The organism is Flavobacteriales bacterium (genome assembly GCA_026129465.1).
GTDB lineage: Bacteria > Bacteroidota > Bacteroidia > Flavobacteriales_F > PHOS-HE28 > PHOS-HE28.
Genome location: JAHCIA010000001.1, coordinates 486,072 through 509,628, shown reverse-complemented (window position 1 = coordinate 509,628; position 23,557 = coordinate 486,072). Strand labels below are relative to the sequence as shown.

Sequence of the window (23,557 nt, the reverse complement as noted above, 5' to 3'; positions counted from 1 at the left end):
TGTCGAAAGTGGAAGGCGTTGTTCCCTGGAGGAGGTTCCCGCGACCTTCATCCTCCAACGGCAAGAGACTACTTCATCCCCCGCTCCTTTTGTATGCTTTCATAGGCCTGTTGCACCTTCTTGAACTTCTCGGCCGCTGCCTTTTGCACCTCCTCGCCCAGCTGGGCCACTTTGTCCGGGTGGAACTTCATGGCCATGCGGCGGTAGGCCTTCTTCACCTCCTCGTCGCTGGCCTTGGGATCGATCTCCAGCACGGCGTAGGCGGCGGTGGGGTCGGCCATGCGGAACATGGCGCTGAGCGAGGCGAGGTCCTTGTCGCTGATGCCGATGTCCTGCGCGATGCGGTGCAGCAGATCGCGTTCGCTGCGTTCCACGCGGCCATCGGCGTTGGCCAGGCCGATGAGGTAGTGCATCAGTTGCAGCCGCACGGGATGGGGCATGTTCCGCCGCACCTGCTCGCACACCTCGCGCAGGGGGATGTCGCGCTGCAGCACTTCACGCAGGGCCAGCAACATTTCCTTGGCGCGCAGGGTGCCGAACTGGGCCAGGAAGAAGCGCCGCACATGGTCCAGCTCGTTGCGTGTCACGCGGCCATCGGCCTTCATCAGCGCGGCGCTGAGCACCACCAGGCTCATGGCCAGATCGCCGGTGGTAGTGCGGCCCGTGTGCTGCGTATGCCCACCAGGTCCGGCACCCTCCTCAGGCCCCGGGATCCATTCCCCACGGCCCATGCGATCGATCATCGCGCCCACGGCGAAGCCCAGCACGCCACCGATGGGGCCACCGAAGGCCCAGCCCAGTCCGCCGCCGATCCATTTGTTGAAGGTCAAGGGATGGTTGGAAGGTTGGTAGGGTGTGGGTTTGGATGATGGAGGTTGGCGTTACCAGCGGCCACCGGCGCCGCCGCCACCGAAGCCGCCGCCACCGAAGCCACCGAATCCGCCGCCACCGCCACCGCCAAAACCGCCACCGAAGCCGCCACCGCCACGGCGCCCGTGCTTCTGCTGGGTCTGCGACAGGAGCCACATGGCGGTCCAGAAATCGATGTTGTTGCGCTTGGCGTAGCGTTTCACACCTCCACGCCAGGACAGCGTCATCACCACGATCATGATGACAATGAAGGCGAGGACGCCCCAGGGGATCGGATCACGGCCGTAGCTCTTTTCATCGAACTCGCCCTTGGCCAGTGCCATGAGCACGTCGGTGGCCTGGTCCACGCCTTGGAAGTAGCGGCCTTCCTGGAAGTGCGGAATGGCCTCGCGGTCCACGATGCGTTTGGCGGTGAGGTCGGGGATCACGCCTTCGAGGCCGTAGCCCACGGCGATGAAGAGCGCGCGCTCGCCGGGCTTGCCGAAGGGCTTCACGAGGAAGACGATCCCGTTGTCGAAGCGCTTCTGTCCGATGCCCCACTTCTCCCCCACTTCGAAGGCGAGGTCCGATTCGGGGTAGCCGCAGAGGGTGTCCACCACCAGCACCAGGATCTGGTTGCTGGTCTCGCGGGCGAATTCCACGAGTTTGGCATTGAGGCGCTCCACCTCGGCGGCTTTCAGCCAGGGCTCACCATACTGCCACACCAGCTTGTCCTGCTGGCGCTCCGGCGGCGGCTTCAGTGAGCAATCGAACGATGCGGCCCACCCGGTGGATGTGAGCAGAAGGAAGAGCAGGACCCCTTTCGTCCTCATCGCCGCCCGATGCTCACTTCGTTGGACAACTCGTCCACGTCATCGCGACGCGGTGGGTAGTGCTTGGCGAGCAGGGCGGCCACCATGCGCACCGCTTCGCACAGGCCATCGGCCCGGCGCTCGGCGGCGAAATGGAGCTTCAATACGGCGAGGGTCTGGTCCCAAAAGCCGGTGGGCACCTTTTCATTCACGCCCTTGTCGCCCACGACCGCCACCAGCCGATCGCCGGCGGAGACGTAGATGAGCACGCCGTTGCGTTCGCGCGTGTGCTGCATGCCGAGTTCGGTGAAGATGTAGGCGGCATGGTCCAGCACATCCTCCTCGATGTGGTCCTCGACATGCACGCGGATCTCGCCGCTGGTGAGGCGTTCGGCCTCGCCGATGGCCGCCGCCACGCGGGCACGCTCCTCGTCGGTCAGGAAGTCCTCGGCGGTGAGCACGTCAGAAAGCGATCTGCGGTGCCTGGTCGGTGCCTTCGCGGGCCTCGAAGTAGCCCTTCTCCGAGAAGCCGAACATGCCGGCGAGCAGGTTGCCGGGGAAGCGCTTGATGCGGGTGTTGAATTCGCGCGCCACCTCGTTGTACTTGCGGCGCTCCACGCCGATTCGGTTCTCCATGCCCTCGTACTGGGCCTGGAAATCGCGGAAACCCTGCACGGCCTTCAGCTCGGGGTAGCGCTCCACGGTCACCATCAGGCGCGAGAGGGCACCGGTGAACTGTTGCTGGGCCTCTTCAAAGGCGCGGATGTTCTCGGGCGTGAGGTTGTCCGCGCTGACATTGACGCTGGTGGCCTTGGCGCGGGCTTCGATCACGCCGGTGAGGGTCTCCTGCTCGAAATCGGCGGCGCCCTTCACGATGGCCACCAGGTTCTGCGTCTTGTCAGCGCGCAGCTGGTAGGCGTTCTCCACGTTGCTCCACTGCTTCTTCACGTCCTCGTCCATGCCGATGGTGCCGTTGTAGAAGCGCATGCCCCAGAAGGCGAGCAGGGCGATCACGCCCACGAAGATCCAGAGACCGATGCTTTTCATGTTGTGTCGGGGGTGTCAGGTAATGCCGCGAAGGTAGCGGCGGTGCTCGCGATCAAGCATCGTTCCAACACGGTGCACGTGTCAGGCTGGCAGGGATCAGCGTGCCACCACCAGACGCGTGGTCCACAGGGAGGTGCCCTGGATCCGCAGCAGGTAGGAGCCGGCGGCCAGGCCGCCAAGGTCCAGGGCGATGTCCGCGCCGGGTGTCACGGCCAGGCCACCAAGCACCACGCGGCCGGTGGCATCGTGCAGGAAGAGCTGGCCGCGCCATCCTTCGGGGATCCGTACGCGCACCATTTCCGAAGCGGGGTTGGGGAAGACCTGCGGCAGCGTGCCGCTGATGGTCTCCTCCACGCTGGTAACACCGGGGTTGTAATGGAAGCGCGCGGTTCCGGGCACACCGGCTGTGGTGGTCACCAGCAGCACGGGCACGTCCATGCCGGGCGCGATCCACTTGTACTCCACGGTGAGGGGCTCATCGAAGCCGAAGCCGATGCCGATCTGGTCCACGAAAATGGTGTCGCGCCGGGTCAGCGTGGAACGCACGCGCAGCACTTGGAAGGTGTCCGCCGGCAGGTAGAGGGTGCCCCAGCCGTCCACCACGTTGTCGCGCTGTTGCGTCTGGCCAAAGAAGCCGAGGGTGGGGATGTCGATCTGGAATTCGCTGAAGGAGTCGTCCGTATCCCCGTATTCCATGGGAAAACGGTGGATCCAATCCACGGGGATGCGGCGCACCGAGGCGGGCAGACCGTTGATGGTGGCGCCGAAGCCCACATTCCGGAATCCGGTGGGGCCGATCTTGTAGTACTCGAAGACGTTCTCCAGCGTGATGCCCTGCAGGCTGAAGCCCATGCCCTTCACCGCGTAGTTGGCGGCGTGCTCCGGGTAGAGGATGTTGTTGTTGAAGAAGAATTGGTAGAGAAAGGGCGTGGAGGCCACGGTGACCGCGGTGTCGGCGCCGGGCAGCAAGGGCTGCAGGTCGCCGAAGTCCCACACCACGCCGGGGCCGGTCTGCTCCACATTGATACCGGCGGGCAGGGTGGTCTGGTAGCGCATGGTGTCGCCGGCGATGGGCATGTCGGCCGGGCCGATGACGATCTGGGCTGTAACAGGAGCGAGGAGCGCACAGGCGCCCAGGAGCAGGAAGTGTCGCATGGTGGCTGGGGGAGAAGGGAGCACACAAAGCTATCCGGTGGGACCATGCCGCACAACGGGCCGGGATCCGGCCCGGCAGAAACATGCATGTACATGGATGGTCGTGCATGGGCATGCTCCAGCCGACCAGTTGCGGCCCCCGTCATTTCCGTTCATTCCCGTCCATTCCCGGTCCAGGGCGAAGCACAACGGCCCGAAGCTTGCCCGGCCGCGCCGCTACCTTTGTCCACATGCGATCGAAGCTCCTCGCCCTGTTGCCCCTTCTCCTGGCCGCCGCCATGGCCCAGGCCCAGCCCGAGCGTAAGAACGACCTGGTGCAGTTCAGCGGCGTGGTGGTCACCGACAGCCTCTCGCCGGTGCCCTTCACCAACATCCTCATCAAGAACAGCTTCCGGGGCACCATGAGCGATGTGTTCGGCTACTTCAGCTTCGTGGCGCAGGAGGGCGATACCATCCTGTTCAGCGCCGTGGGCTTCCAGCGCTCGCAGTACGTCATCCCGCGCGACCTGCCCGAGAGCAAATACTCCATGATCCACGTGATGGCGCGCGACACCATCATGCTGGGCGAGATCAGCGTGTACCCCTGGCCCTCGCGGGAGCAGTTCAAGGAGGCCTTCCTCAACCTGAAGCTGCCGGAGGACGACTTCCAGCTGGCCATGCGCAACCTCTCGCCCGCCGAGATGATCCAGCGCATGGAGAACCTGCCGCCGGACGCCTACCAGAGCTTCCAGTACCAGATGGCCATGGACCGCACGCAGCTCTACTACAGCGGCGGCACGCCCACGGTGAACCTTTTCAACCCCATCGCCTGGGCGCAATTCATCCAGGCCTGGCAGAACGGGGATTTCAGGAAGAAGGACTGAACCGCCCCCAAGGGCGCGTGTACCGATCGGGCAAAACCCCGATCATGACCCGTCCGCTCCTCGCTTTCGCACTGCTGTTCTCCGCCTTGTCCGCGCGGCCCCAGGCCATGGGCAACCTCATGTACGAGGCCGCGAGCCGCATCTGGTTCCAACAGGCCGAGCAGCCGGTGAAGGCCAGCATACAGGGCAACATGCTGGTGCTGGAGGTGAACGCCATGATGAACGTGCGGGCCGACAGCTACCTGGCGATCTTCCACGTGACGCAATTGGGCCAGACCGCCGAGGAGGCCGACAGCCTGATGAACGCGCGCATCGGTGGCGTGCTGAAACGCGTGGCCAGGCATGGGATCAAGGATGCCGACGTCTTCACCGACATGCTCTCCTTCGTGCCCGTGTATGAGTTGGAAGCGAACCGCAAGCTCTTCAGCCGCAGCTACCAGGAGATCCCCGCCGGCTTCGAGATCCAGAAGAACATCCACATCCGCTTCACCGATGCGCGCGTGCTGGACCAACTGGTGACCGCCTGCGCCAAGGAGGAGATCTACGATCTGGTGAAGGTGGACTTCTTCGTGAAGCACCAGGGCGCGGCCTACGACACGCTGCGGATGTTCGCCACCAAGCTGCTGCAACAGAAGCTGGCCAATTGCGAGAAGTTGGGCCTGAAGACGGGTGAAAGCCACCGCGTCGCTGCCGAGCGGAACGGGGCCTACTTCCCCCTGGACCGCTACACCACCTACCAGAGCCGCGTTCAGAGCAGCCTCAACAGCCGCCGCAAGGGCCAGGTGGTGAACGATGTGCGCCGGCCCAACGCGCACTTCTACAACAAGGTGCCCTACGGTCAATTCGACATCGTGCTGCACGCCGAGATCACCGAACCACCGGTACAATACACCTACAACCTCACCCTGCACTGCCAACTGCCCGAGGCCTTCCCCAAGAAGGAAGCGAAGGAGATCGTGCGCTACTTCATGGTCACGGACAAGGGAGAGATGAAGGAGCTGCGCTTGTGACCACTGCAGGTGTGGCGTGAGGGTGCGCGGTGAGGCCCCTCAGTAACTTCGGCGCATTGTCGCCGCCCTCCGCCGATACCAATGACGCGAAGCCCCCAAATGCCCAGCGGAGCAGGGGCCGCCGGTGGCTGCGGGTGGTGGCCGGGCTCCTCCTCCTCCCCCTCCTGATCACAGCCCTGGCCGCGTTGCTGCTCTATCTGCCGCCGGTGCAGGACCTGGTGCGCGGCAAGGCGGTGGCCATTCTCCGCGAGAAGACAGGCACCAGAGTGGAACTGGAAGCATTGCGGTTGCGCTTTCCCCTGGGGCTGAAGTTGGAGGGCCTCTTCGTGGCGGACCAGAGGGGCGACACCTTGCTGCATGCGGGCCTGCTGAAGTCCGATGTAGGCCTGCGTGCCTTGCTGGGCGGCGATATTTTTCTCAAGCGCGTCCACCTCGCCGACACACGCGCCACGCTCACGCAGGACACGGACAGCGTGTTCAACTTCCAGTTCATCATCGATGCCTTCGTGGGTGAAGAGCCGAGCGCACCGGTGGTGGAGGAGGAAACCGGCGGCGGCCCGCACATCCGCTTGGGACAGGTGCGGTTGGAGAGGATCCATTACACCATGCATCTGGCGCCCTCTTCACTGGAGCTGGAATTGCGCTTGGGCGAATTGGACCTGGGCTTCGACCGCTTCGCGCTGGATCCGCTGATCTTCCATGCCGGTGAACTGCGCTTGAACAATACCCGCCTCGACCTGCGCCTCGCGGGCGGCGATCCCACGCCCCCGGCCTATCCTGAACTGGAGAACCCCTTGGCGGACATCGACGTGCGCTTCCGCAGGATCGCCTTGGAAGCGGTGAACTTCACCATGAAGACCACCGGCAGCGGCGACAGCCTGTGGCTCGGCCTGCGACACGGGGAAGTGCGGACACGCGCCATGGCCTCAGTGCGACAACACATCGACCTGGAGCGGGTGGATATCGCGGGGCTCGACTTCGGCATGCTGGCGATGTCGGGTGAGGACGTGCCGGATACCACGGCCCATCCGGATCCCTTGTGGCTGGACCGCGATGACGGTTTCAGGTATTGGACACAGGACTGGGACCTGGCGATCGGCGATCTGCGCATCGCACAGAGCCGTTTCGCCCTGCATACTGACAGCATCGCCACGCCCAGCTCGCTCGCGGATGCCACCCAAGTGGTGTCGCGTGGGATCGAGCTGCAAGCGCAGGGGATCGCCGTCAACAATTCACGCATCGCCATGGAACTGGAGCGGATGCGTGTCGCCGCAGGGCCCGACACCACTTCACTCGAACTATCCTTCGCCTTGGTCGCCACCCCGGAAACCATCGCGTTGCACAAAGGGCGGATCAGCGCCATGGACAACACCATCGCCTTCCAACTGCGGGCCCATCCCGGCGATCTGTCGCGCGCCTACCGTACCCCCTACGCGGTTCCCCTCGAGGCCGAGCTCAGCGCCCAACTCCGCATGGCGGGCCTCCATCCCCTGCTCGCCGCATTGGGCATCGCGCTGCCCGCCGCCGCCTCCGCGGAGGAGATCTGGGACACGCGTGCGTGGTTGCAAGGCACCGCCAACAGTGCGGAAAGCATGGGCCTGCATCTCACCGGCGACCAGGGCAGCCGCATCCGCCTGGAAGGACGTACCCGCCGCGCGGAGAACTGGCCCTTCAACGATTTCGCCCTGCACCTGGAAGAATTCGTGATGGGCAAGGGCATCCGGCAGGTGGCGCGGGCCTTCGCACCGCCAGATGTGACGTTTCCGCAACACCTCAGCATGCGCGGCGATGCCAGCGGCGAGCGTGGCACCTTACGCACGGTCCTCGCCCTGAACAGCGACCTGGGCCGCGTGACGGGCTTCGCCGTGGTGCACGACTGGAGCGGCAACATGCCCGATGGTCTCGATCTCGCGCTCACCCTCTCGGCGATCGACGCCGGGAGGATCGTGGGCGACACGTCGCTTGGACCCATCGATCTGAAGGTGGTGGCCGGAGGCGAAGACCTGAACGGCCCTTCGCGGCGTGGGTCCATCTCGGTGACCCCCACCGCGCTCACCTACGCCGGCAACGACCTCAGCAGTCTGCGCCTGCACCTCACCGCCCAGGGCGACAGCCTGGCCATGGGCCTGATGGCCCGCGCCGAACATGCCGACCTGCTGCTGGATGCCAAAGGGCGCTGGCCGCAACCTGGCGACAGTCTGGCCGTGGACCTGGACCTGGTGATGCGCAAGCTCCAACTGCAGGAGCTCGGACTCGTGGGCTGGCCGCTTGATCTGTCTGGCGGACTCGCTGGCCGGTTGGCCTTCTCGCCGGAATTCCACGGCAGCACCAAGCTGGGTGCCCGCGACCTGCGGCTCTCCAACGGCAACGAGGAGTTCCTTTTCCAGCGCTTCCGCATCGGTGCGCTGCTCGCCAGCGATTCCACCGCCGTGGAACTGGACAGTGACGCCATCACCCTCACCTACCACAGCAACTTGGGCGCGGACAGCATCGTGCCCCGCGCGCAGCAGAAGATCACCAGCTTCTTCCAGCCCGAAGGCGCTTTCGAACCCGTGGCCGGCCGACGCATGGACCTGAAAATGACCCTGCCGCGGACGGAATGGCTCACGGACATCGTCTTCCCGGAACTGGACGCGATCGAGCTGCGCCGCTTCGACGGGTACTACGACAGCGACACGGACCAACTGGGCCTGCACATCGATGTGCCGCATCTGGACTACGCCGGTGTGGACCTGCATGGGCTGGCCTTGGACCTGGACGCCGAAGGCAACAAGCTCCAGGGCGCCATGCGGCTCGCACGTGTGGAGCGCGATTCCATGTATCTGGAGAACCTGGCCCTGGAGGCCAATACCGCCAACGACGCGCTGGATGCCACCTTCCGCATCACCGACGCTGGCGACGACCGCTACCGCATCGGGGCCACCCTGCGCCGCGAGGACGGCATTCCGGTGCTGCACATGACCGAGACCTTCCTCCTGAACAAGCGCGATTGGGCCGCACATCCTGAGAACGCGCTGCGCTTCACCGAGGAAGGGCCGCGCGCCGAGCATTTCGAACTCACCAGCCAGGGCGAGCGCGTGGCCATGCGCACCGGACGGCAGCGGCAGCACATCGAGTTCGAGGCCTTCCGGCTCAGTACCATCTCCCAATTGGTGGGCACCAGCGACAGTCTGCCCCTGGTGCGTGGCAGGACCACGGGCATCATCAGCCTTCCCTTCGTGGATGCCGGACGATTGGAAGCGGACCTCACCATCCGTGAACTGGCCATACAGGGCGTGCCGATGGGCGATCTGCGCATGCAGGCCGCCGAGATCGAGGCCGCCCGGTACCGCGGGGAGATCACGCTGGATGGGCCGGGGAACCAGTTGCGCGCCAAGGCCGACGCCGACCTGCGCGGTGAAAGACCGCACATCCGTGCCGATGCCGAACTCGCCTTCCAGGACCTCTCCTTCCTGAAGCCCTTCGTCACCGAGTACCTCTTCGCCGTGGAAGGCGGGCTGGATGGACATCTGCGCTATGAGCAGCACGGCGATGATATGAGCATCATCGGGCGCACCACCTTCACCCGGGCCGGAGTGGGCGTGATCCAGACCGGCGCCATGTACCGCCTGCCGAAGGAGACGGTCGTCTTCGATGCGGAAGGGATGCTCTTCGACCGGGTGACCGTGTTGGACACGGCAGGCAACCGTTTCCAGCTGGATGGCCGCATCCATACCGCGAAGCGCATGGTGCCCGGGTTGGACCTGCGCCTGCGCACCGATCGCTTCCAACTGGTGAACAGCACCATCGAGGACAACGCCATGTTCTTCGGGCAACTCTTCGGTGGCATCGACCTGCGCATCGGCGGCACGGCCCTGAACCCCGACGTGCGGGGCGATGTGGGCATCCTGGACGGCACCGCGATCAGCATCGTGCTGCCCGGCAGCCGCGTGGAGCTGATCGACCATGAAGGCATCGTGGAGTTCACCACGGACTTCGGCCGGCAGGACACACTGGCCGTTCGCACCGACAGCGAGATGCTGCGCGATTCACTGGCGGCGCAATTGCCCGGGGTGGCGCTGGACCTGCGCATCCGCCTGGACAAGCGCGCGCGCTTCGCCGTGGTGATCGACCCCACCACAGGCGATCAGGCCACCTTCAGCGGCGAGGCCGACCTGCGTTTCCGCTATGCGCCCGACAGCGACATGGACCTGCGCGGGTCCTTCGCCGTGGCCGATGGCGGGTACACGCTGGAGTTCTACGGGCTGGTGAAGAAGCGCTTCGAGCTGGTGCCCGGCGGCACCGTGGTGTGGGACGGCGATCCGCTGCGGGGCCGCATGGACATCCAGGCCCGCTACCGCGCCGATGCCGCACCCTTCCCGCTGGTGGCCAACGCGCGCGGCGGCATCACCGAAAGTGAACGCAACCGCCTGCAGGCCCGTTTGCCCTTCGATGTACTGATCAACATCCGGGAGCTGATCGACAACCCCGCGATATCCTTCGGCCTGGAGCTGGACCGCCTCTCGCGCAACAACTTCCCGCAGGTGGGCAGCCGTCTGGACCAACTGGCGCAGCCCGCCAACGAGGAGGAGTTGAACCGGCAGGTCTTCGGGCTGCTGGTGCTGAACACCTTCATCGAGGATGATGGCGCCAGCGGGCAGCCCAGCGCCAGCCTGGCCACCACCGCGGCGCGCAACTCGGTGAACAGCATCCTCACCGACCAGCTCAACCGCCTCACCGGGCAGATGATCAAGGGCATGGACATACAGCTTGGCGTGAACACCTATGACCAAAGCGCGGGCGGGGAGTTGTACCAGCGCACCTCGGTGGACTACCGCGTGAGCCAGCGGATCCTCAACGACCGCGTGCGCATCGAGGCCGGGGGATCGCTGGGCGTGGACGAAAGGCAGCAGGGCGTGAGCGGGGTGAGCAACAACCGCGCGGCGCAATACGCCATCAGCTACGACCTTACCACCGATGGACGGCTGCGGCTGCGCGCCTTCCACGAGAACGCCTTCGACCTCTACGACGGCGAGATCATCAACAACGGCATCGCCATCACCATCACGCGCGAATTCGAGGAGAACCACCGCGACAGGGAACGCAAGCGCGAGGAAGCGAAGCGACGTCAACAGGCCACCAACAAAGAGGAGGAATGAGGACGGGAAGGTCGTTGGAACCTGCCTGCCGGCAGGCAGGGTTGAAAGCCCGGATACCCACCGGGGGAAGGTCGGCGATGGGCCGATGGAGCCATGCCATGATGGTGATGATGCCCCTGGTGATGTCCTCTTGCACCGGGTTGAAGTACGCGAGCGAGGAAAGGCCTTTGTTCGCGGGCTTCACGGTGGCCTGGACAGAGAAGCCGGCCTTCGATGCTCGCCTGGCCCTGATCGAGTTGGAGGAAGTGGTGACGCCCACGCCCAACAACAGCCTGCTGGGGGTGCGGCCCACGGTGGCGCTGCACAACATGGTGAAGGAACCGGACCGGCCCAAAGGCCTGCGCAACCTGCTCAAGCACAAGATCGGTTCGGCGCCGGTGTACCTGGCCGATGTGCCGCTGGACGACATCAACGCCGCACTGGTGAACCGCATGAACAACCGGGGCTACTTCAGCGCACGGAGCAGCTATCGGATAGACCGGCGCGAACGCACGGCCCATGTGCACTTCACGGTGACACCCGGAGCGCCGCATCTGATCCGGGAGATCCGCTGGGGCGACAGCACCGCGGCCGGGCCCGACAGCGCACTGGCGAGCAGCGCGCGTGGTTCCCTGCTGCGCACCAGCGAGCCCTACCACCTGGCCCTGCTCACCAGCGAGCGCGACCGCGTGGCCGACCAACTGCGCGACCGTGGCTGGTTCCGCCTGCGCGCCGATGACCTCGTCTGGGCCGCCGACACCACCATACCCGGCCGGTCCGTGTCCCTGCACCTGCGCCTGAAACCCGCCACCAGCGCCGTCAAGCGCATGCGGTACTCCATCGGCGATGTCATGGTGCACGGCGATCGCGATGAACTCCTCCCGCCGTCGGACACCACGCTCGTGGACAGCGTGCATTATGTGGACTACCTGGGCATGTACCGTCCACGCACCATCACCCGGGGCGTCTTCATCCGGCCTGGCGAACGCTATTCCCTGCGGCGCCACAACGCCACCCAGCGCTACCTCAACAGCTACGGCGTGTTCCGCAGCGTGGACATCAATTACCAGGACGACAGTCTGCGGCAGGGCGTACTCCACACCGAGATCGTGCTCACCCCGCAACGGCGCTTCTCGCTTTTCAGCGAACTCAACGCCATCAGCAAGAGCAACAACTTCGCGGGCCCGGGTCTGAAGTTCGGTTTTCGCGACCGCGACCTTTTCCGGGGCGCCGAGCAGTTCACCCTGGACCTCAACTCGCGTTTCGAGACGCAGGTGGCCGGTGCCGGGCGGGGCACCAACGCGTATGAGATCGGCGCCAAGGCCGGCCTCCAGGTGCCGCGCATGCTGCTGCTGCCATTCCTGCGCACCACCCGCACGAGCGCCCCGATCACACACTTCGAACTGGGCTACGGTCTCTTCAGACGCATCGGCCTGTATGGCCTGGAAAGCGCCAACACGGGCGTGGGCTACACCTGGCGCGAGGACCGCCGCACCTGGCATGACCTGAAGCTCCTCGACGTGAGCTACAACAACCTGTACTACACCTCGGAGGATTTCGACCTCTTCCTGGAGGCCAACCCGGCCATCAAGCGCAGCTTCGAGGAGCAGTTCATCATCGGCTTCGGCTACACCTACACGCGCAGCACCCAGCGGCGTGCCCGGCAGCGCGGCTGGCTCGTGTACTCCCTGGGCGGCGATGAGGGCGGCCTGCTCACCAGCGCCGTGTACCGCGGCTTGGAGGGTCCGCGGCCGGAGGAAGGCTACACGCTCTTCGGCGAACGCTATTCGCAGTTCGTGCGCCTGCGCCCTGAACTGCGCTGGTACCAGCGCGTGGGCCGCACCGACGCCCTGTTGGTCTCACGCCTGCTCGTCCATGGCGCCTTCGCCTACGGCAACAGCAGCACGGTGCCTTACGTGAAGCAGTACTTCGCCGGTGGCACCAACAGCCTGCGGGGTTTCAGGGCGCGCAGCGTGGGGCCGGGCAGCTATGTGGGCACCCAGATCAACAACCTGCTCATCGACCAGGTGGGCGACGTGCGCATCGAAGCCAACCTGGAGTACCGCTTTACCATCACGGGCTTCATCAAAGGCGCGCTCTTCGCCGATGCCGGCAACGTGTGGCTGCTGCAGGACGACCCCCAGCGCCCTGGCGGCAAGTTGGAGTATGACGACTTCCTCGGCGAACTGGCCATGGACGCGGGCTTCGGCCTGCGCATCGACCCTGAGGGGATCGTCATCCGGATCGACCTGGCCGCGCCATTGCACCGGCCCGACCGGCCCGATGGCCTGCGCTGGACCTTCCAGGACCCCGAGGCCAACTGGTTCCGGGGCATGATCGTGAACATCGCGATAGGCTATCCCTTCTGATGGTAGAAGGTTGAAGGTCCAAGGTCGGGAACAAGCGCAACGGAACGGTTGTTGCATCGTAGAAAGCGCCATGCTCGACCGCACCTTCCGCCTCCTGGACACCGCATCGCCCGCCTGGAAAGTGGGCATCGCCATCGTCGTCACCCTGCTGCTCGGCAGCGCATCAGGGCTGGTGACGGCGGGAGCCGTGGAAGGCTGGTACATGGAGATCGAAAAGCCCTCCTTCAATCCACCCAACAGCGTTTTCGGCCCGGTGTGGACGGTGCTCTACATTCTGATGGGATTCGCCGCCGGATTGGTGTGGAGCAACGGCACGGACGATCCCCAGGTGCGGCGTGGGCTGTTGCTCTACGGCCTTCAACTGCTGCTCAACGTGCTCTGGTCGCTGCTCTTCTTCGGGCTGAAAAGCCCCGGGCTGGCGCTGGTGGACATCACCCTGCTGCTCCTCACGATCATCCTCTGCATCCGCGCCTTCCACCCCATCGACCGCTGGGCCGCCTACCTGATGATGCCCTATCTGCTGTGGGTATCCTTCGCCAGCGTCCTCAACGCCGCGATCCACGTGCTGAACTGAGGAACTGACCGTCCTCAGCCCCCACCCCTTCCCGCTCGGTACTTTCGCCCCATGCGACCATTCGCCCAGGGCGCCTTCGCGTTGTTGATGCTCACGGCCTGTGCGGACGAGCGGCCGCATGAAAGGCCTGTCATGGGTCCCATCACCGACGCGGTCTACGCCAGTGGCGTGGTGAAGGCCCGCGACCAGTACCAGGTCTTCGCCGCCGTGAGCGGACTGGTGGCGCATGTCCATGTGCAGGCGGGCGACACCGTGGCCAAGGGCGATGCGCTCTTCAGCATCGACGACCGGGCCAGCAGTTTGGGCAGCCAACGCGCCGAAATGGCCTTGGAGCTGCTGCGCGCGAACGCGGGCAGTACTTCACCCGTGCTGGAGCAGTTGCGCATCAACGTGGAACAGGCGCGCGCACGCCTGGCCAATGACAGCCTGATGTACTTCCGCCAGAAGAACCTTTGGGACCAGAAGGTGGGCAGCAAGGTGGAACTGGACAACCGCGAGTTGGCCTACACCAGCGCCCGCAACGCTTACCAGTCCGCGCAGAAGGCCTTCAGTGAAACGCGCACCAGGCTGAAGAACGAGCTGCGCATGGCCGAGAACGAACTGGCGCTTCGCCGCTCCGCCCAGGGTGACCATACCGTGCGCAGCCTGGTTGACGGCCGCGTGTACGACGTGCTCATCGAACGCGGCGAACTGGCCACCACCCAGCGGGCCCTGGCCATCGTGGGCCGGGCCGATGCCTTCGTCCTGGAACTGCAGGTGGATGAGTATGACATCGTACGCGTGGCACCCGGCCAGGAGGTGGCGGTACACATGGACGCGTACCAGGGCCGCGTGCTGCAGGCCGTCATCACCCGGGTCGATCCGCTGATGAACGAGCGCAGCCGCACCTTCACCGTGGAGGCCGTCTATACGGACCCGCCGCTGCTCTACCCCAACCTCACCGCCGAAGCCAACATCATCATCCGCCGCAAGGAGCGCGCGCTCACCATCCCCGCCGGCTATCTGGTGGACAAGCGCTACGTGCTCATCGGCCCGGAGAAGCGCACGGAAGTGGAGGTGGGCCTCCGCGATCTGCGGCGCGTGGAGATCCTGCGCGGCATCGACAGCACCAGCGTCATTTATCAGCCCTGAGCCGCCATGCGCCACCGCCTGCTGCTCGGCATCTCGTCCACCCTGCTGCTGGCCCGCCTGCGGCAAAGCATCGTGGCCGCCGTGGGGGTCACCTTCAGCATCGCCATGTACATCGCCCTCAGCGGATTCATGAACGGGCTGAACGGCCTGCTCGATGGCCTGGTGCTGAACCGAACGCCCGACGTGCGGCTGTACAACGAGGTGCGCGCCTCGGAACAGCAACCGCTGGAGTTGTACTCCGGTGGAGCGGAGCACAACTTCATCAGCCGCATCAAGCCCAAGGCCGAGCAGGCGCGCATCCGCAACGCCATGGGCATCATGGACGCGCTTCGGCAGGATGAACGTGTGCGCGGCATCGCCCCCAAGGTGGTGGCGCAGGTGCTCTTCAACGTGGGCACCATCGAGCTCAATGGCGCGGTCAACGGCATCGACCCCATGGAAGAGGACCGCCTGCTGGCCTTCAGCGATTACCTGCTGGGCTGCACCGTGGATGACCTCGCCCAAGGCAGCAATGGCATCGTGCTGGGCAGGGGCCTGGCGGACAAGATGCAGGTGGGCATCGGCGACGTGGTACAGCTGACCACCGCCCAAGGCGACCGCGGCATGCTGAAGGTGCTGGGCTTCTACCAGAGCGGCATGGCCGACTTCGACAACGTGCAGTGCTACGCCACGCTCGCCACCGTACAGAACCTGCTGGTGCAGCCGCGCAGCCACATCACCGACATCCAGGTGCGCCTGCACGATCTGGCGCTGGCCCCGTCCGTGGCGAAGGAATACGCCGCACGCTTCGGGGTGGAGGCGCTGGACATCCAGACGGCCAACGCGCAGTTCGAGACCGGCAGCGCCGTGCGGACCATGATCAGCTACGTGGTCAGCGTGGTGCTGCTGGTGGTGGCCGGTTTCGGCATCTACAACATCCTGAACATGCTCATCTACGAGAAGCTCGATGCCATCGCCATCCTCAAGGCAACGGGCTTCAGCGGTGGGGATGTGCGGGTCATCTTCCTCAACCTTTCGCTGATCATCGGCGTGTGCGGCGGTATGGCGGGCATGCTGCTGGGCAGGCTGCTCGCCATGGGCATCGACCGCATCCCCTTCGAGTTCGACGCCCTGCCCACCATCACCACCTACCCGGTGGACCACGACGCCAAGTACTACCTCATCGGCATCGCCTTCGCCCTGGGCACCACCTGGGTGGCCGGTTGGTTCCCCGCCCGCAAGGCCAGCCGCATCGATCCGGTGGAGATCATCCGGGGCAAGTGACATGAGCAACGGAGATCCCGTCATCGAGACCCGCGGGGTGAGCAAGTACTTCCACGATCCGGTGACCGTGCAAGTGCTGAAGGAGGTGGACCTGCTGGTGCGGCGTGGTGAGTTCGTGAGCGTGGTGGGCAAGAGCGGCTGCGGCAAGAGCACCCTGCTCTATATCCTCAGCACCATGGACACCGACTACGAAGGCGAACTCTTCCTCGATGGCGAGCGGGTCACCGGCAAGCCGCACGATCGCCTCAGCAGCATCCGCAACGAGAAGATCGGCTTCGTGTTCCAGTTCCACTACCTCATTCCCGAATTCAGCGTGCTGAAGAATGTGATGCTGCCCGGCTTGAAACTGGGCAAGCACAGTGCCCAGGAAGTGGAACACCACGCCATGGAACGGCTTCGCACACTGGGCATCGAGGACCAGGCGCTGAAGGGAGCCAACCGGATCAGCGGCGGGCAGAAGCAGCGTGTGGCCATCGCCAGGGCGCTCATCAACGACCCACTGATCCTGATGTGCGACGAACCCACCGGCAACCTGGACAGCCGCAACAGCGCCATCGTCTTCGACATCTTCAAGGAACTCGCCGCCAAAGGCCAGAGCCTGCTGGTGGTGACGCACGATGACGACTTCGCCAAGGCCACCGACCGCATCATCACCATGGACGACGGGCGGGTGGTGGACCACGGCCATTGAACCGGGGGTCAGGTGGCCGTTGTCATGGCCGCGTTGCGCCGCTGCCGCATGATCACCGCGTGCAGGGCCAGCAGGACCAGCAGCGGTTCAGGCGCGGGGCCACCCATTTCGATGATGGAGAAACGGCGCTCCAGTTGGCGCCACGACATGCGCGCCTGCAAGCGCAACATCACGCGGCCCGAAATGTCCTGCAAGGCATAGCGCTCTTGCCAGGCCGATGGCCGCACCACAAGGAAGAGCTGTTCCGTGTTGCCGGGGCGATGGAACTGGATGCCCCTCCATCCGAAGCGGATCTCCCACACCGGTACATCGCCCACCATGACCCACAGCGCCGTGGTGAGTCCCGGCTTGCGCTTCACGATGTACAGGCCACCCGCCACCGTGATCTCCGCCCGGCTGGACCAGATGCTGGGGTAGCGCAGCGTGCCCAGGTCGCGGGCCTCCGCATCATGCAAGGCGATGGTGCGGCCGGGAAGATGCTCAAGGGACCACATGCGATCGAAGTTCGCAATGCCATGGCGGTCAGGTCCCGGGGTTGACAGGACCGGTCGTGGTGCGGGATGAATGGTCTACCTCCCCAGCCCCACGGTGGACATCGGTTCGGTCTTCACGCGCGCGGCCACGGCGGCATGCACCACTTCCTGGATGCGCGTACGGGTGCCGGCCTTCACCAGCTTGTTGGGCTCGGCATCGGGGTATACGCGGTTGCTGAGGAAGATGTAGACCACGCGGCTCTCGGGATCGGCCCAGGCCATGGTGCCGGTGAAGCCGGTGTGGCCGAAGCTGGCGTAGCTGACACAGTCGCAGGTGGGGCCCTTACCGCCCGCCACGGGCCGGTCGAAGCCCAGCGCACGCCGGTTGCCATTGCCATCGGGCTTGCAGAACTGGCACTTCGTGAACTCGTTCACGGTCTCCTCGCTGATGTAACGCCTGCCGCCGTAGGTACCGCCATCCAGCAGCATCTGCATCACCTTGGCCAGATCACGCGCGCTGCCGAAGAGGCCCGCATGGCCGGCCACACCGCCCATCATCGCCGCGCCGGGGTCATGCACATCGCCATGCACCAGGCGCTTGCGGAAGATGGTGTCCTTCTCCGTGGGCGCGATGCGGTCCAGCGGGAACCGCTCCAACGGGCGATAGCCGAGCGTTGTGGCGCCGATGGGCCGGTAGAAACGCTCCTCGGTGAAACGGTCGAGCGACGTACCGGTGATCCGCTCCACCAGGGCCTGCAGCAGATAGTAGCCCATGTCGCTGTACAGGTAGTCGCTCTTGTCGCGCAGCGGGGTGTCCAAGGTCCAGCGGAGCAGGCTGTCCTGGTAGGCCTTGTGGAGGTAAAGTCCATCCGCGATCCGGATGGGATATTCCTCGCTGCGCGAAGGGCTTACGGTGTTCGGCTTGAAGCCGCCGTTCTTGCGGATCCGTGTGTAGAATGGCACGAAGGCCTTGAGTCCCGCCTGGTGCGTGAGGATGTCGCGCAGGGTCATCTTCGCGTGCTGTGGATGGCTCTTCTCCAACTCGGGCAGATGCTTGCCCAGTTTGTCGTTCACCGCGATCCGGCCATCGTCCACCAGGGCCATCAGGGCGAGTGTGGTGGCGGCCACCTTGGTGATGGAGGCCAGGTCGTAGAGGTCGTCCTGCCGCACGAAGCGTTTCCCATCGTACGTGTGGTGGCCGTACACGCGGTCCACGATCACCTGGCCATCCACCGCCACCAGCACCTGGCAGCCCGGGAAAGCCTTCGCCTTGATCCCTTCGAGCACGATGCTGTCGACGCCCGCGAGTGAGGACGTGCGGATGCCCAAGGCCTCGGGTGCCGCATCGTGCAGCCGGCCGGTGGCGCGCAGGTCCACACCATCGTTGGCGCGCAACATGGCCTGGGCCGTCACGGGCAGACGGCCGTTGGACGGTATCGCGCCGAAGAGCGCATCGGCCGCGGCCAGCATGGCGTCGTCGGTCTCTTCGTAGGCGAGCACCGTGGTGGCCATCAGCATGGGCCCATCGGCTTTCAGCAGGCGATAGGGATTGGTGAAGTGCACGTGCACCGTGCGCTTCTTCGCCGCGATGGCCTTCACGATGCTGAACGCGCTGGCGGGGATGCCATACTCCTTGTTCTTGCGCCAGGTGGTGCCATGCACCGAGGCGATCACCACGTCGTAGGGCCCAAGGTCCTCCAGCAAGCGCTTCAACGCATCAGCGCCCAGGTCCTTGTCGCAACGGAAGGTGGCCACATCGGCGTGGCGCTTCAATGCGCGGTGGAAGGGGTTGTCCTGCTCGCCGCCGATGGCCACCGAGGCGATCCGCGCCTGTTCCTTCTCCCTGGGGCCGTGCAGGGGCAGCAGGCCATGGTGGTCGCGCACCACGGTGATGGCACCGGCGTGCAGGTCGTGGCGCAACACACGTGCCTCGGGCCGGTCCAGATCGCCGGCGATACCGGACAAAGCGATGGGCGATCGCTGCGGCAGGCCCGCCCATTCCTTGGCGCGCAGGATCTTCAGGCAGCTGTGCGCGATGCGCGCGCTGTCCACCTCGCCATCGGTCACCGCCTTGCGGATGCGTTCGATGGCCTTCACGGGGTCCTGCGGGAAGAGCATCACATCGTTGCCGGCGAGCAGTGCGCGCAGCTCGATCTCGCCCGGTTTCTCGGCGTTGGCCACGCCCTTCATGTTGAGCGCGTCGGTGAAGACCAGTCCCTGGAAGCCGAGTTCGCCCAGCAGCAGATCATGCACGATGGCCTTGCTGAGCGTGCTGGGCAGCCCCTTGGTGCTGTCCAACGCGGCCACTTCCAGGTGGGCCACCATCACGGCGGAAAGGCCGGCCCCGGCCATCCGGCGGAAGGGCCACAATTCCAACGAATCGAGGCGTTCGCGTGGATGCGCGATGTAGGGCAGGGTGTGGTGCGAGTCGCTGTCCACATCACCATGGCCGGGGAAATGTTTCGCCACGGCGAGCACACCGCCCCGCTGCAGTCCGCGCATGTAGGCCAGCCCTTTGCGCAGCACATTCTCCCGGTCCTCGCCGAAGCTGCGGTCATCGATCACGGGGTTGCGTGGATTGTTGTTCACGTCCACCACCGGGCTGAAGCTCACATGCACACCGATCCTTTTCATCTGCCGCGCGATCTCCAGACCCATGGCCTCCACGGGCGCATCATCGTGCAACGCGCCCAGCAGCATCTGGCGGGGGAAGCGCATGGTGCTGTCCAGGCGCATGGACAGGCCCCACTCGAGGTCCATGCCCAGCAGCAGCGGCACCTGCGCGGCCTGCTGGTAACGTTCGGTGAGGCGGACCTGGCGGTAGGGTCCGCCCTGGAAGAAGATCAAGCCACCGATATGACGTTCGCGCACCAGTTTCTCGATGGCCTCCTCATGCTTGCCGTCCTTGTTGCTGTATGCCGCCACCATCATCAGCTGCGCGATCTGCCTTTCCATGGAAAGCGTGGCGATCAGCGAATCGGCCCAGGGCGTGGGCACGGTCAGGAAGGGTGGCGGCGTATCCGTGGGCGGCGGATCGTGCGGCGGTCCCTCGGTCAGGGATGTGCCCACCAAGGCGATGCCCATGAGCCAGGGCAGCAAGAGTGCACGCGAACGATGCTTCATGCAGGGGAAACGCGGGATGGACATGCCACTGCATATGCCATGCCCATGCCACGTGGCAAAACTACCCGGGTGGCATGCGGGCCCCGGCCGCGCGCCGCGTGCAGTTCTCAACATCGCGGCCGGGGTTGCACAGGCGGGCCGCTGCGCGCTGCCTAACTTCGTGGCCACGCGTCAAGCACCATGTACGCCTTCCGGGTCCCCGCCCTTTTCAGCCTTTTCCGCCAGCGCGGGCCGCGGGAATTCCACATCGGCACACGCTACTACGACCCGCTGAAGGAGCAACGCGAGGAACGCCTGAAGCGCACACGGCGCGAGGCGGATGCCCGGGACCTGCGCACCGCCGACCGCGAACTCTTCGCCCAGCGCATGCGCCACAGCTGGCGCCGCCAGAGCAGCGATCGGGCGCACATCATGCGCCTGGTGGTGATCATGGGCCTGGTCATCGCCATCCTCTACTTCATCGTGAAGGGCTTCGGGCTCCTCGGCTACTGGAATGCCTGACATCGTAAGGCTCCTGCCCGACCATGTGGCCAACCAGATCGCCGCCGGCGAGGTGGTGCAGCGGCCCGCCAGCGTGGTGAAGGAACTGCTGGAGAACAGCGTGGACGCGGGAGCTGGCGCGATCACCCTGGTGGTGAAGGACGCCGGCCGCACGCTGGTGCAGGTGATCGACGACGGCCGGGGCATGAGCCCCACCGACGCGCGCATGAGCTTCGAGCGCCACGCCACCAGCAAGATCCGCGCGGCGGAGGACCTGGGCACGATCGGCACCAAGGGCTTCCGCGGTGAAGCGCTGGCCAGCATCGCGGCCATCGCCCAGGTGGAGTTGCGTACGCGCGAACACGACCAGGAACTTGGCACACGGGTCCTCATCGAAGGCAGCCGCGTGCGCACGCAGGAACCCTTCGCCGGCCCCGTGGGCACCACCATCAACGTGCGCAGCCTCTTCTACAACACGCCGGCACGACGCCAGTTCCTGAAGAGCGACGCCGTGGAGATGAAGCATGTGGTGGAGGAGTTCCAACGGGTGGCCCTGGCGCATCCGGAGATCGCCTTCAAGCTGGTGCACAACGACCACGAGGAATTGAACCTCCCGGCCGTGACACAGCCGGCGAACGCGGGCGCGGCGCATCGCCAGCGCATCGTGGCGCTCATGGGCCGCAAATACGACGAACGGCTCGTGCCCGTGGAGGAGGCCACGGAGCTGTTGTCCGTCACCGGCTTCGTGGGCAAGCCCGAGTTCGCACGGCGATCGCGTGGCGAGCAGTACTTCTTCGTGAACCGCCGCTTCATCCGCAGCGCCTACCTGGAGCATGCCGTGCGCAAGGCCTACGATGAACTGGTGGCGCGCGAGGTCCATCCGGCGTGGTATCTCTTCATCGAGCTCGATCCCGCGCAGATCGACATCAACATCCACCCCACGAAGACCGAGATCAAGTTCCGTGACGACCGCACCGTGTACGCCATCGTGCACGCGGCGGTGCGCCGGGCCCTGGGCCGCTTCAACATCACGCCCAGCCTGGACTTCGAGCCGGAACCCGCCATCATCGGGGCCTTCAGCGGCGGAAGCGCTCCGGCCGCGGTACCCGCCTGGCGTCCGCAGGAACTCGGCGCCTTCCAGTCCCCGCCACGTCCGGTGCCCGAAGGCTGGCAGCAGCTCTTCGACCTGGATGCGCCAGCGCCTGCCGGAACGCCGGGGATCCCCGCGCCACGGGTGCTGCCATCGCGCGAGCATGAGGGCACACCCGGCGAACGGCCCGTGTTCCAACTGCACGGCACGTACATCATCGCGCAGATGCGCAGCGGCTTCATGGTCATCGACCAGCAGCGTGCGCATGAGCGCATCCTCTACGAACGACACCTGAAGCAATTGGAGCAGGGTGCAGGCCTTGCGCAACAACTGCTCTTCCCCCGCAACGTGGAGCTCTCGCCCACCGACCATGCGCTGGTCTCCGGACTGTTGCCTGAACTGCGTGCCATGGGTCTGGACATTGAGCCCTTCGGCGGCCGCACGATGCAGGTGAACGGCATGCCCGCTGAAGCCGCCGACGAGGATCCCGGGAAACTGCTGGAGAGCGTGCTGGAACAATTGCGGCAGGACCAGGGCGCCTTGCGCAACGAGCGTCACCAGGTGCTGGCCCGCGGACTGGCGCGCAGCCTGGCCATGCGCCCCGGCCGTGTGCTGGACCACCGCGCCATGCACGACCTCATTGACCGGCTCTTCGCCTGCGCCATGCCCACCGCCACGCCCGGTGGCAAGCCCACGCTCATCACCTTCGGGCTGGATGAACTGAACGAACGTTTCGACCGCTGATGCGCCACTCCTCCTCCCCCTTCGCCGGCCTCCCCGTGGTGGTGAAGAACCTGCTGCTGATCAATGTGGTGATGTATCTGCTCACCATTTCCGGCCTGGGCGATCTGGCGGGCCGCAGCATGACGCATTGGCTGGGCATGCACTTCTTCGCCTCGCCGCTCTTCGGACCCTGGCAGACCGTGACGCACATGTTCATGCACGGCAGCATCGGCCATCTGGCGCTGAACATGCTGGGCCTCTTCATGCTGGGGCCGCCACTCGAATACCGCTGGGGATCTAGGCGCTTCCTCACCTTTTACATGGTCACCGGCATCGGCGCGGGACTGCTCTACGCCGCCGCGCACACCTTCGAGTATGAGCGTCTGCTGGGCATCATGGATCCGGCCAAGGTGGACCTGGTGCGCGCACAGGGCCACGAGCTGATCATGCGCTACCAGAACTACGTGGACCCCGACATGGGCGCCCTCAATGCCGTGCTGAACCGCCCCATGGTGGGCGCCAGCGGCGCGCTCTACGGGGTGCTTCTGGCCTTCGGCATGACCTTCCCCAACGTGGAACTGATGATCTTCCCGTTGTTCATCCCCATCAAGGCCCGCTACTTCGTGTGGATCCTGGGCGGCATCTCCATCTACATGGCCATGGCCAACAACCCCGGCGACAATGTGGCGCATCTGGCCCACCTCGGCGGCATGATCGTGGGCTACTTCCTCATCCGGCTGTGGCGGCACCGGGGCGAACCGGTATGAACGTGCGGCTGTTCCGAAAT

At 65.4% G+C, this 23,557-nt stretch carries 18 protein-coding genes; 11 read left to right on the top strand and 7 right to left on the bottom strand.

Annotation, left to right across the window (positions count from 1 at the left end):
- Nucleotides 1–68 precede the first annotated feature (68 nt).
- From KIT10_02140 to KIT10_02120, 5 genes are all read right to left on the bottom strand, one after another.
- Nucleotides 69–830 (bottom strand): TerB family tellurite resistance protein, encoded by a 762-nt coding sequence (locus KIT10_02140; GenBank protein ID MCW5898042.1) that lies wholly within the window; start codon nt 828–830, stop codon nt 69–71.
- 51 nt (nt 831–881) lie between these two features.
- The gene (locus KIT10_02135) at nt 882–1,682 is read right to left on the bottom strand and encodes a TPM domain-containing protein (GenBank protein MCW5898041.1); all 801 of its coding nucleotides are present in this window, start codon (nt 1,680–1,682) and stop codon (nt 882–884) included.
- Nucleotides 1,679–2,122 carry a TPM domain-containing protein gene (locus tag KIT10_02130; protein MCW5898040.1) on the bottom strand — a complete coding sequence of 148 codons (444 nt, stop codon included), beginning with the start codon at nt 2,120–2,122 and terminating at the stop codon, nt 1,679–1,681. The genes KIT10_02135 and KIT10_02130 overlap by 4 nt, the downstream gene beginning before the upstream one ends.
- A 1-nt stretch (nt 2,123) precedes the next feature.
- Complete coding sequence (locus KIT10_02125; protein ID MCW5898039.1) at nt 2,124–2,708, bottom strand: LemA family protein; 585 nt, start codon at nt 2,706–2,708, stop codon at nt 2,124–2,126.
- A 96-nt stretch (nt 2,709–2,804) separates the two neighbouring features.
- The gene (locus KIT10_02120; GenBank protein ID MCW5898038.1) at nt 2,805–3,863 is read right to left on the bottom strand and encodes a T9SS type A sorting domain-containing protein; all 1,059 of its coding nucleotides are present in this window, start codon (nt 3,861–3,863) and stop codon (nt 2,805–2,807) included.
- A 230-nt stretch (nt 3,864–4,093) separates the two neighbouring features.
- Here KIT10_02120 and KIT10_02115 point away from each other — a divergent pair, with 230 nt between their 5' ends.
- From KIT10_02115 to KIT10_02080, 8 genes are all read left to right on the top strand, one after another.
- Nucleotides 4,094–4,726, top strand: coding sequence for a carboxypeptidase-like regulatory domain-containing protein (locus KIT10_02115; protein ID MCW5898037.1), 633 nt, complete (start codon nt 4,094–4,096; stop codon nt 4,724–4,726).
- A gap of 44 nt (nt 4,727–4,770) precedes the next feature.
- A complete protein-coding gene (locus KIT10_02110; protein ID MCW5898036.1) occupies nt 4,771–5,736 on the top strand; it encodes an SIMPL domain-containing protein in 966 nt (321 codons plus the stop codon).
- Nucleotides 5,737–5,792: 56 nt separating this feature from the next.
- Nucleotides 5,793–10,874, top strand: coding sequence for a translocation/assembly module TamB (locus KIT10_02105; GenBank protein ID MCW5898035.1), 5,082 nt, complete (start codon nt 5,793–5,795; stop codon nt 10,872–10,874).
- 122 nt (nt 10,875–10,996) lie between these two features.
- The gene (locus tag KIT10_02100) at nt 10,997–13,222 is read left to right on the top strand and encodes a BamA/TamA family outer membrane protein (GenBank protein MCW5898034.1); all 2,226 of its coding nucleotides are present in this window, start codon (nt 10,997–10,999) and stop codon (nt 13,220–13,222) included.
- Between the two features lie 70 nt (nt 13,223–13,292).
- Nucleotides 13,293–13,796 (top strand): tryptophan-rich sensory protein, encoded by a 504-nt coding sequence (locus tag KIT10_02095; protein ID MCW5898033.1) that lies wholly within the window; start codon nt 13,293–13,295, stop codon nt 13,794–13,796.
- Between the two features lie 51 nt (nt 13,797–13,847).
- Nucleotides 13,848–14,927: an efflux RND transporter periplasmic adaptor subunit gene (locus tag KIT10_02090; GenBank protein MCW5898032.1), complete on the top strand. Its 1,080-nt coding sequence runs from the start codon at nt 13,848–13,850 to the stop codon at nt 14,925–14,927.
- A gap of 6 nt (nt 14,928–14,933) precedes the next feature.
- Nucleotides 14,934–16,190 (top strand): ABC transporter permease, encoded by a 1,257-nt coding sequence (locus KIT10_02085; protein ID MCW5898031.1) that lies wholly within the window; start codon nt 14,934–14,936, stop codon nt 16,188–16,190.
- Between the two features lies 1 nt (nt 16,191).
- Nucleotides 16,192–16,881 carry an ABC transporter ATP-binding protein gene (locus KIT10_02080; protein ID MCW5898030.1) on the top strand — a complete coding sequence of 230 codons (690 nt, stop codon included), beginning with the start codon at nt 16,192–16,194 and terminating at the stop codon, nt 16,879–16,881.
- A gap of 8 nt (nt 16,882–16,889) precedes the next feature.
- Here the strand turns inward: KIT10_02080 and KIT10_02075 are convergent, their stop codons facing one another.
- Both KIT10_02075 and KIT10_02070 read right to left on the bottom strand, forming a co-directional pair.
- Nucleotides 16,890–17,375: a hypothetical protein gene (locus tag KIT10_02075; protein MCW5898029.1), complete on the bottom strand. Its 486-nt coding sequence runs from the start codon at nt 17,373–17,375 to the stop codon at nt 16,890–16,892.
- A 75-nt stretch (nt 17,376–17,450) separates the two neighbouring features.
- Nucleotides 17,451–20,501, bottom strand: a complete 3,051-nt coding sequence (locus KIT10_02070) for a serine hydrolase (protein ID MCW5898028.1) — start codon at nt 20,499–20,501, stop codon at nt 17,451–17,453.
- A gap of 156 nt (nt 20,502–20,657) precedes the next feature.
- Between KIT10_02070 and KIT10_02065 the strand changes: the two genes are divergently transcribed.
- The 3 genes from KIT10_02065 to KIT10_02055 are packed head-to-tail and all read left to right on the top strand — an operon-like array spanning nt 20,658 to nt 23,537.
- Nucleotides 20,658–20,978: a hypothetical protein gene (locus tag KIT10_02065; protein ID MCW5898027.1), complete on the top strand. Its 321-nt coding sequence runs from the start codon at nt 20,658–20,660 to the stop codon at nt 20,976–20,978.
- A complete protein-coding gene (mutL, locus tag KIT10_02060; protein ID MCW5898026.1) occupies nt 20,971–22,791 on the top strand; it encodes a DNA mismatch repair endonuclease MutL in 1,821 nt (606 codons plus the stop codon). Before KIT10_02065 ends, mutL begins: the two co-directional genes overlap by 8 nt.
- Nucleotides 22,791–23,537 carry a rhomboid family intramembrane serine protease gene (locus KIT10_02055; GenBank protein MCW5898025.1) on the top strand — a complete coding sequence of 249 codons (747 nt, stop codon included), beginning with the start codon at nt 22,791–22,793 and terminating at the stop codon, nt 23,535–23,537. Before mutL ends, KIT10_02055 begins: the two co-directional genes overlap by 1 nt.
- The last annotated feature ends 20 nt before the right edge of the window (nt 23,538–23,557 follow it).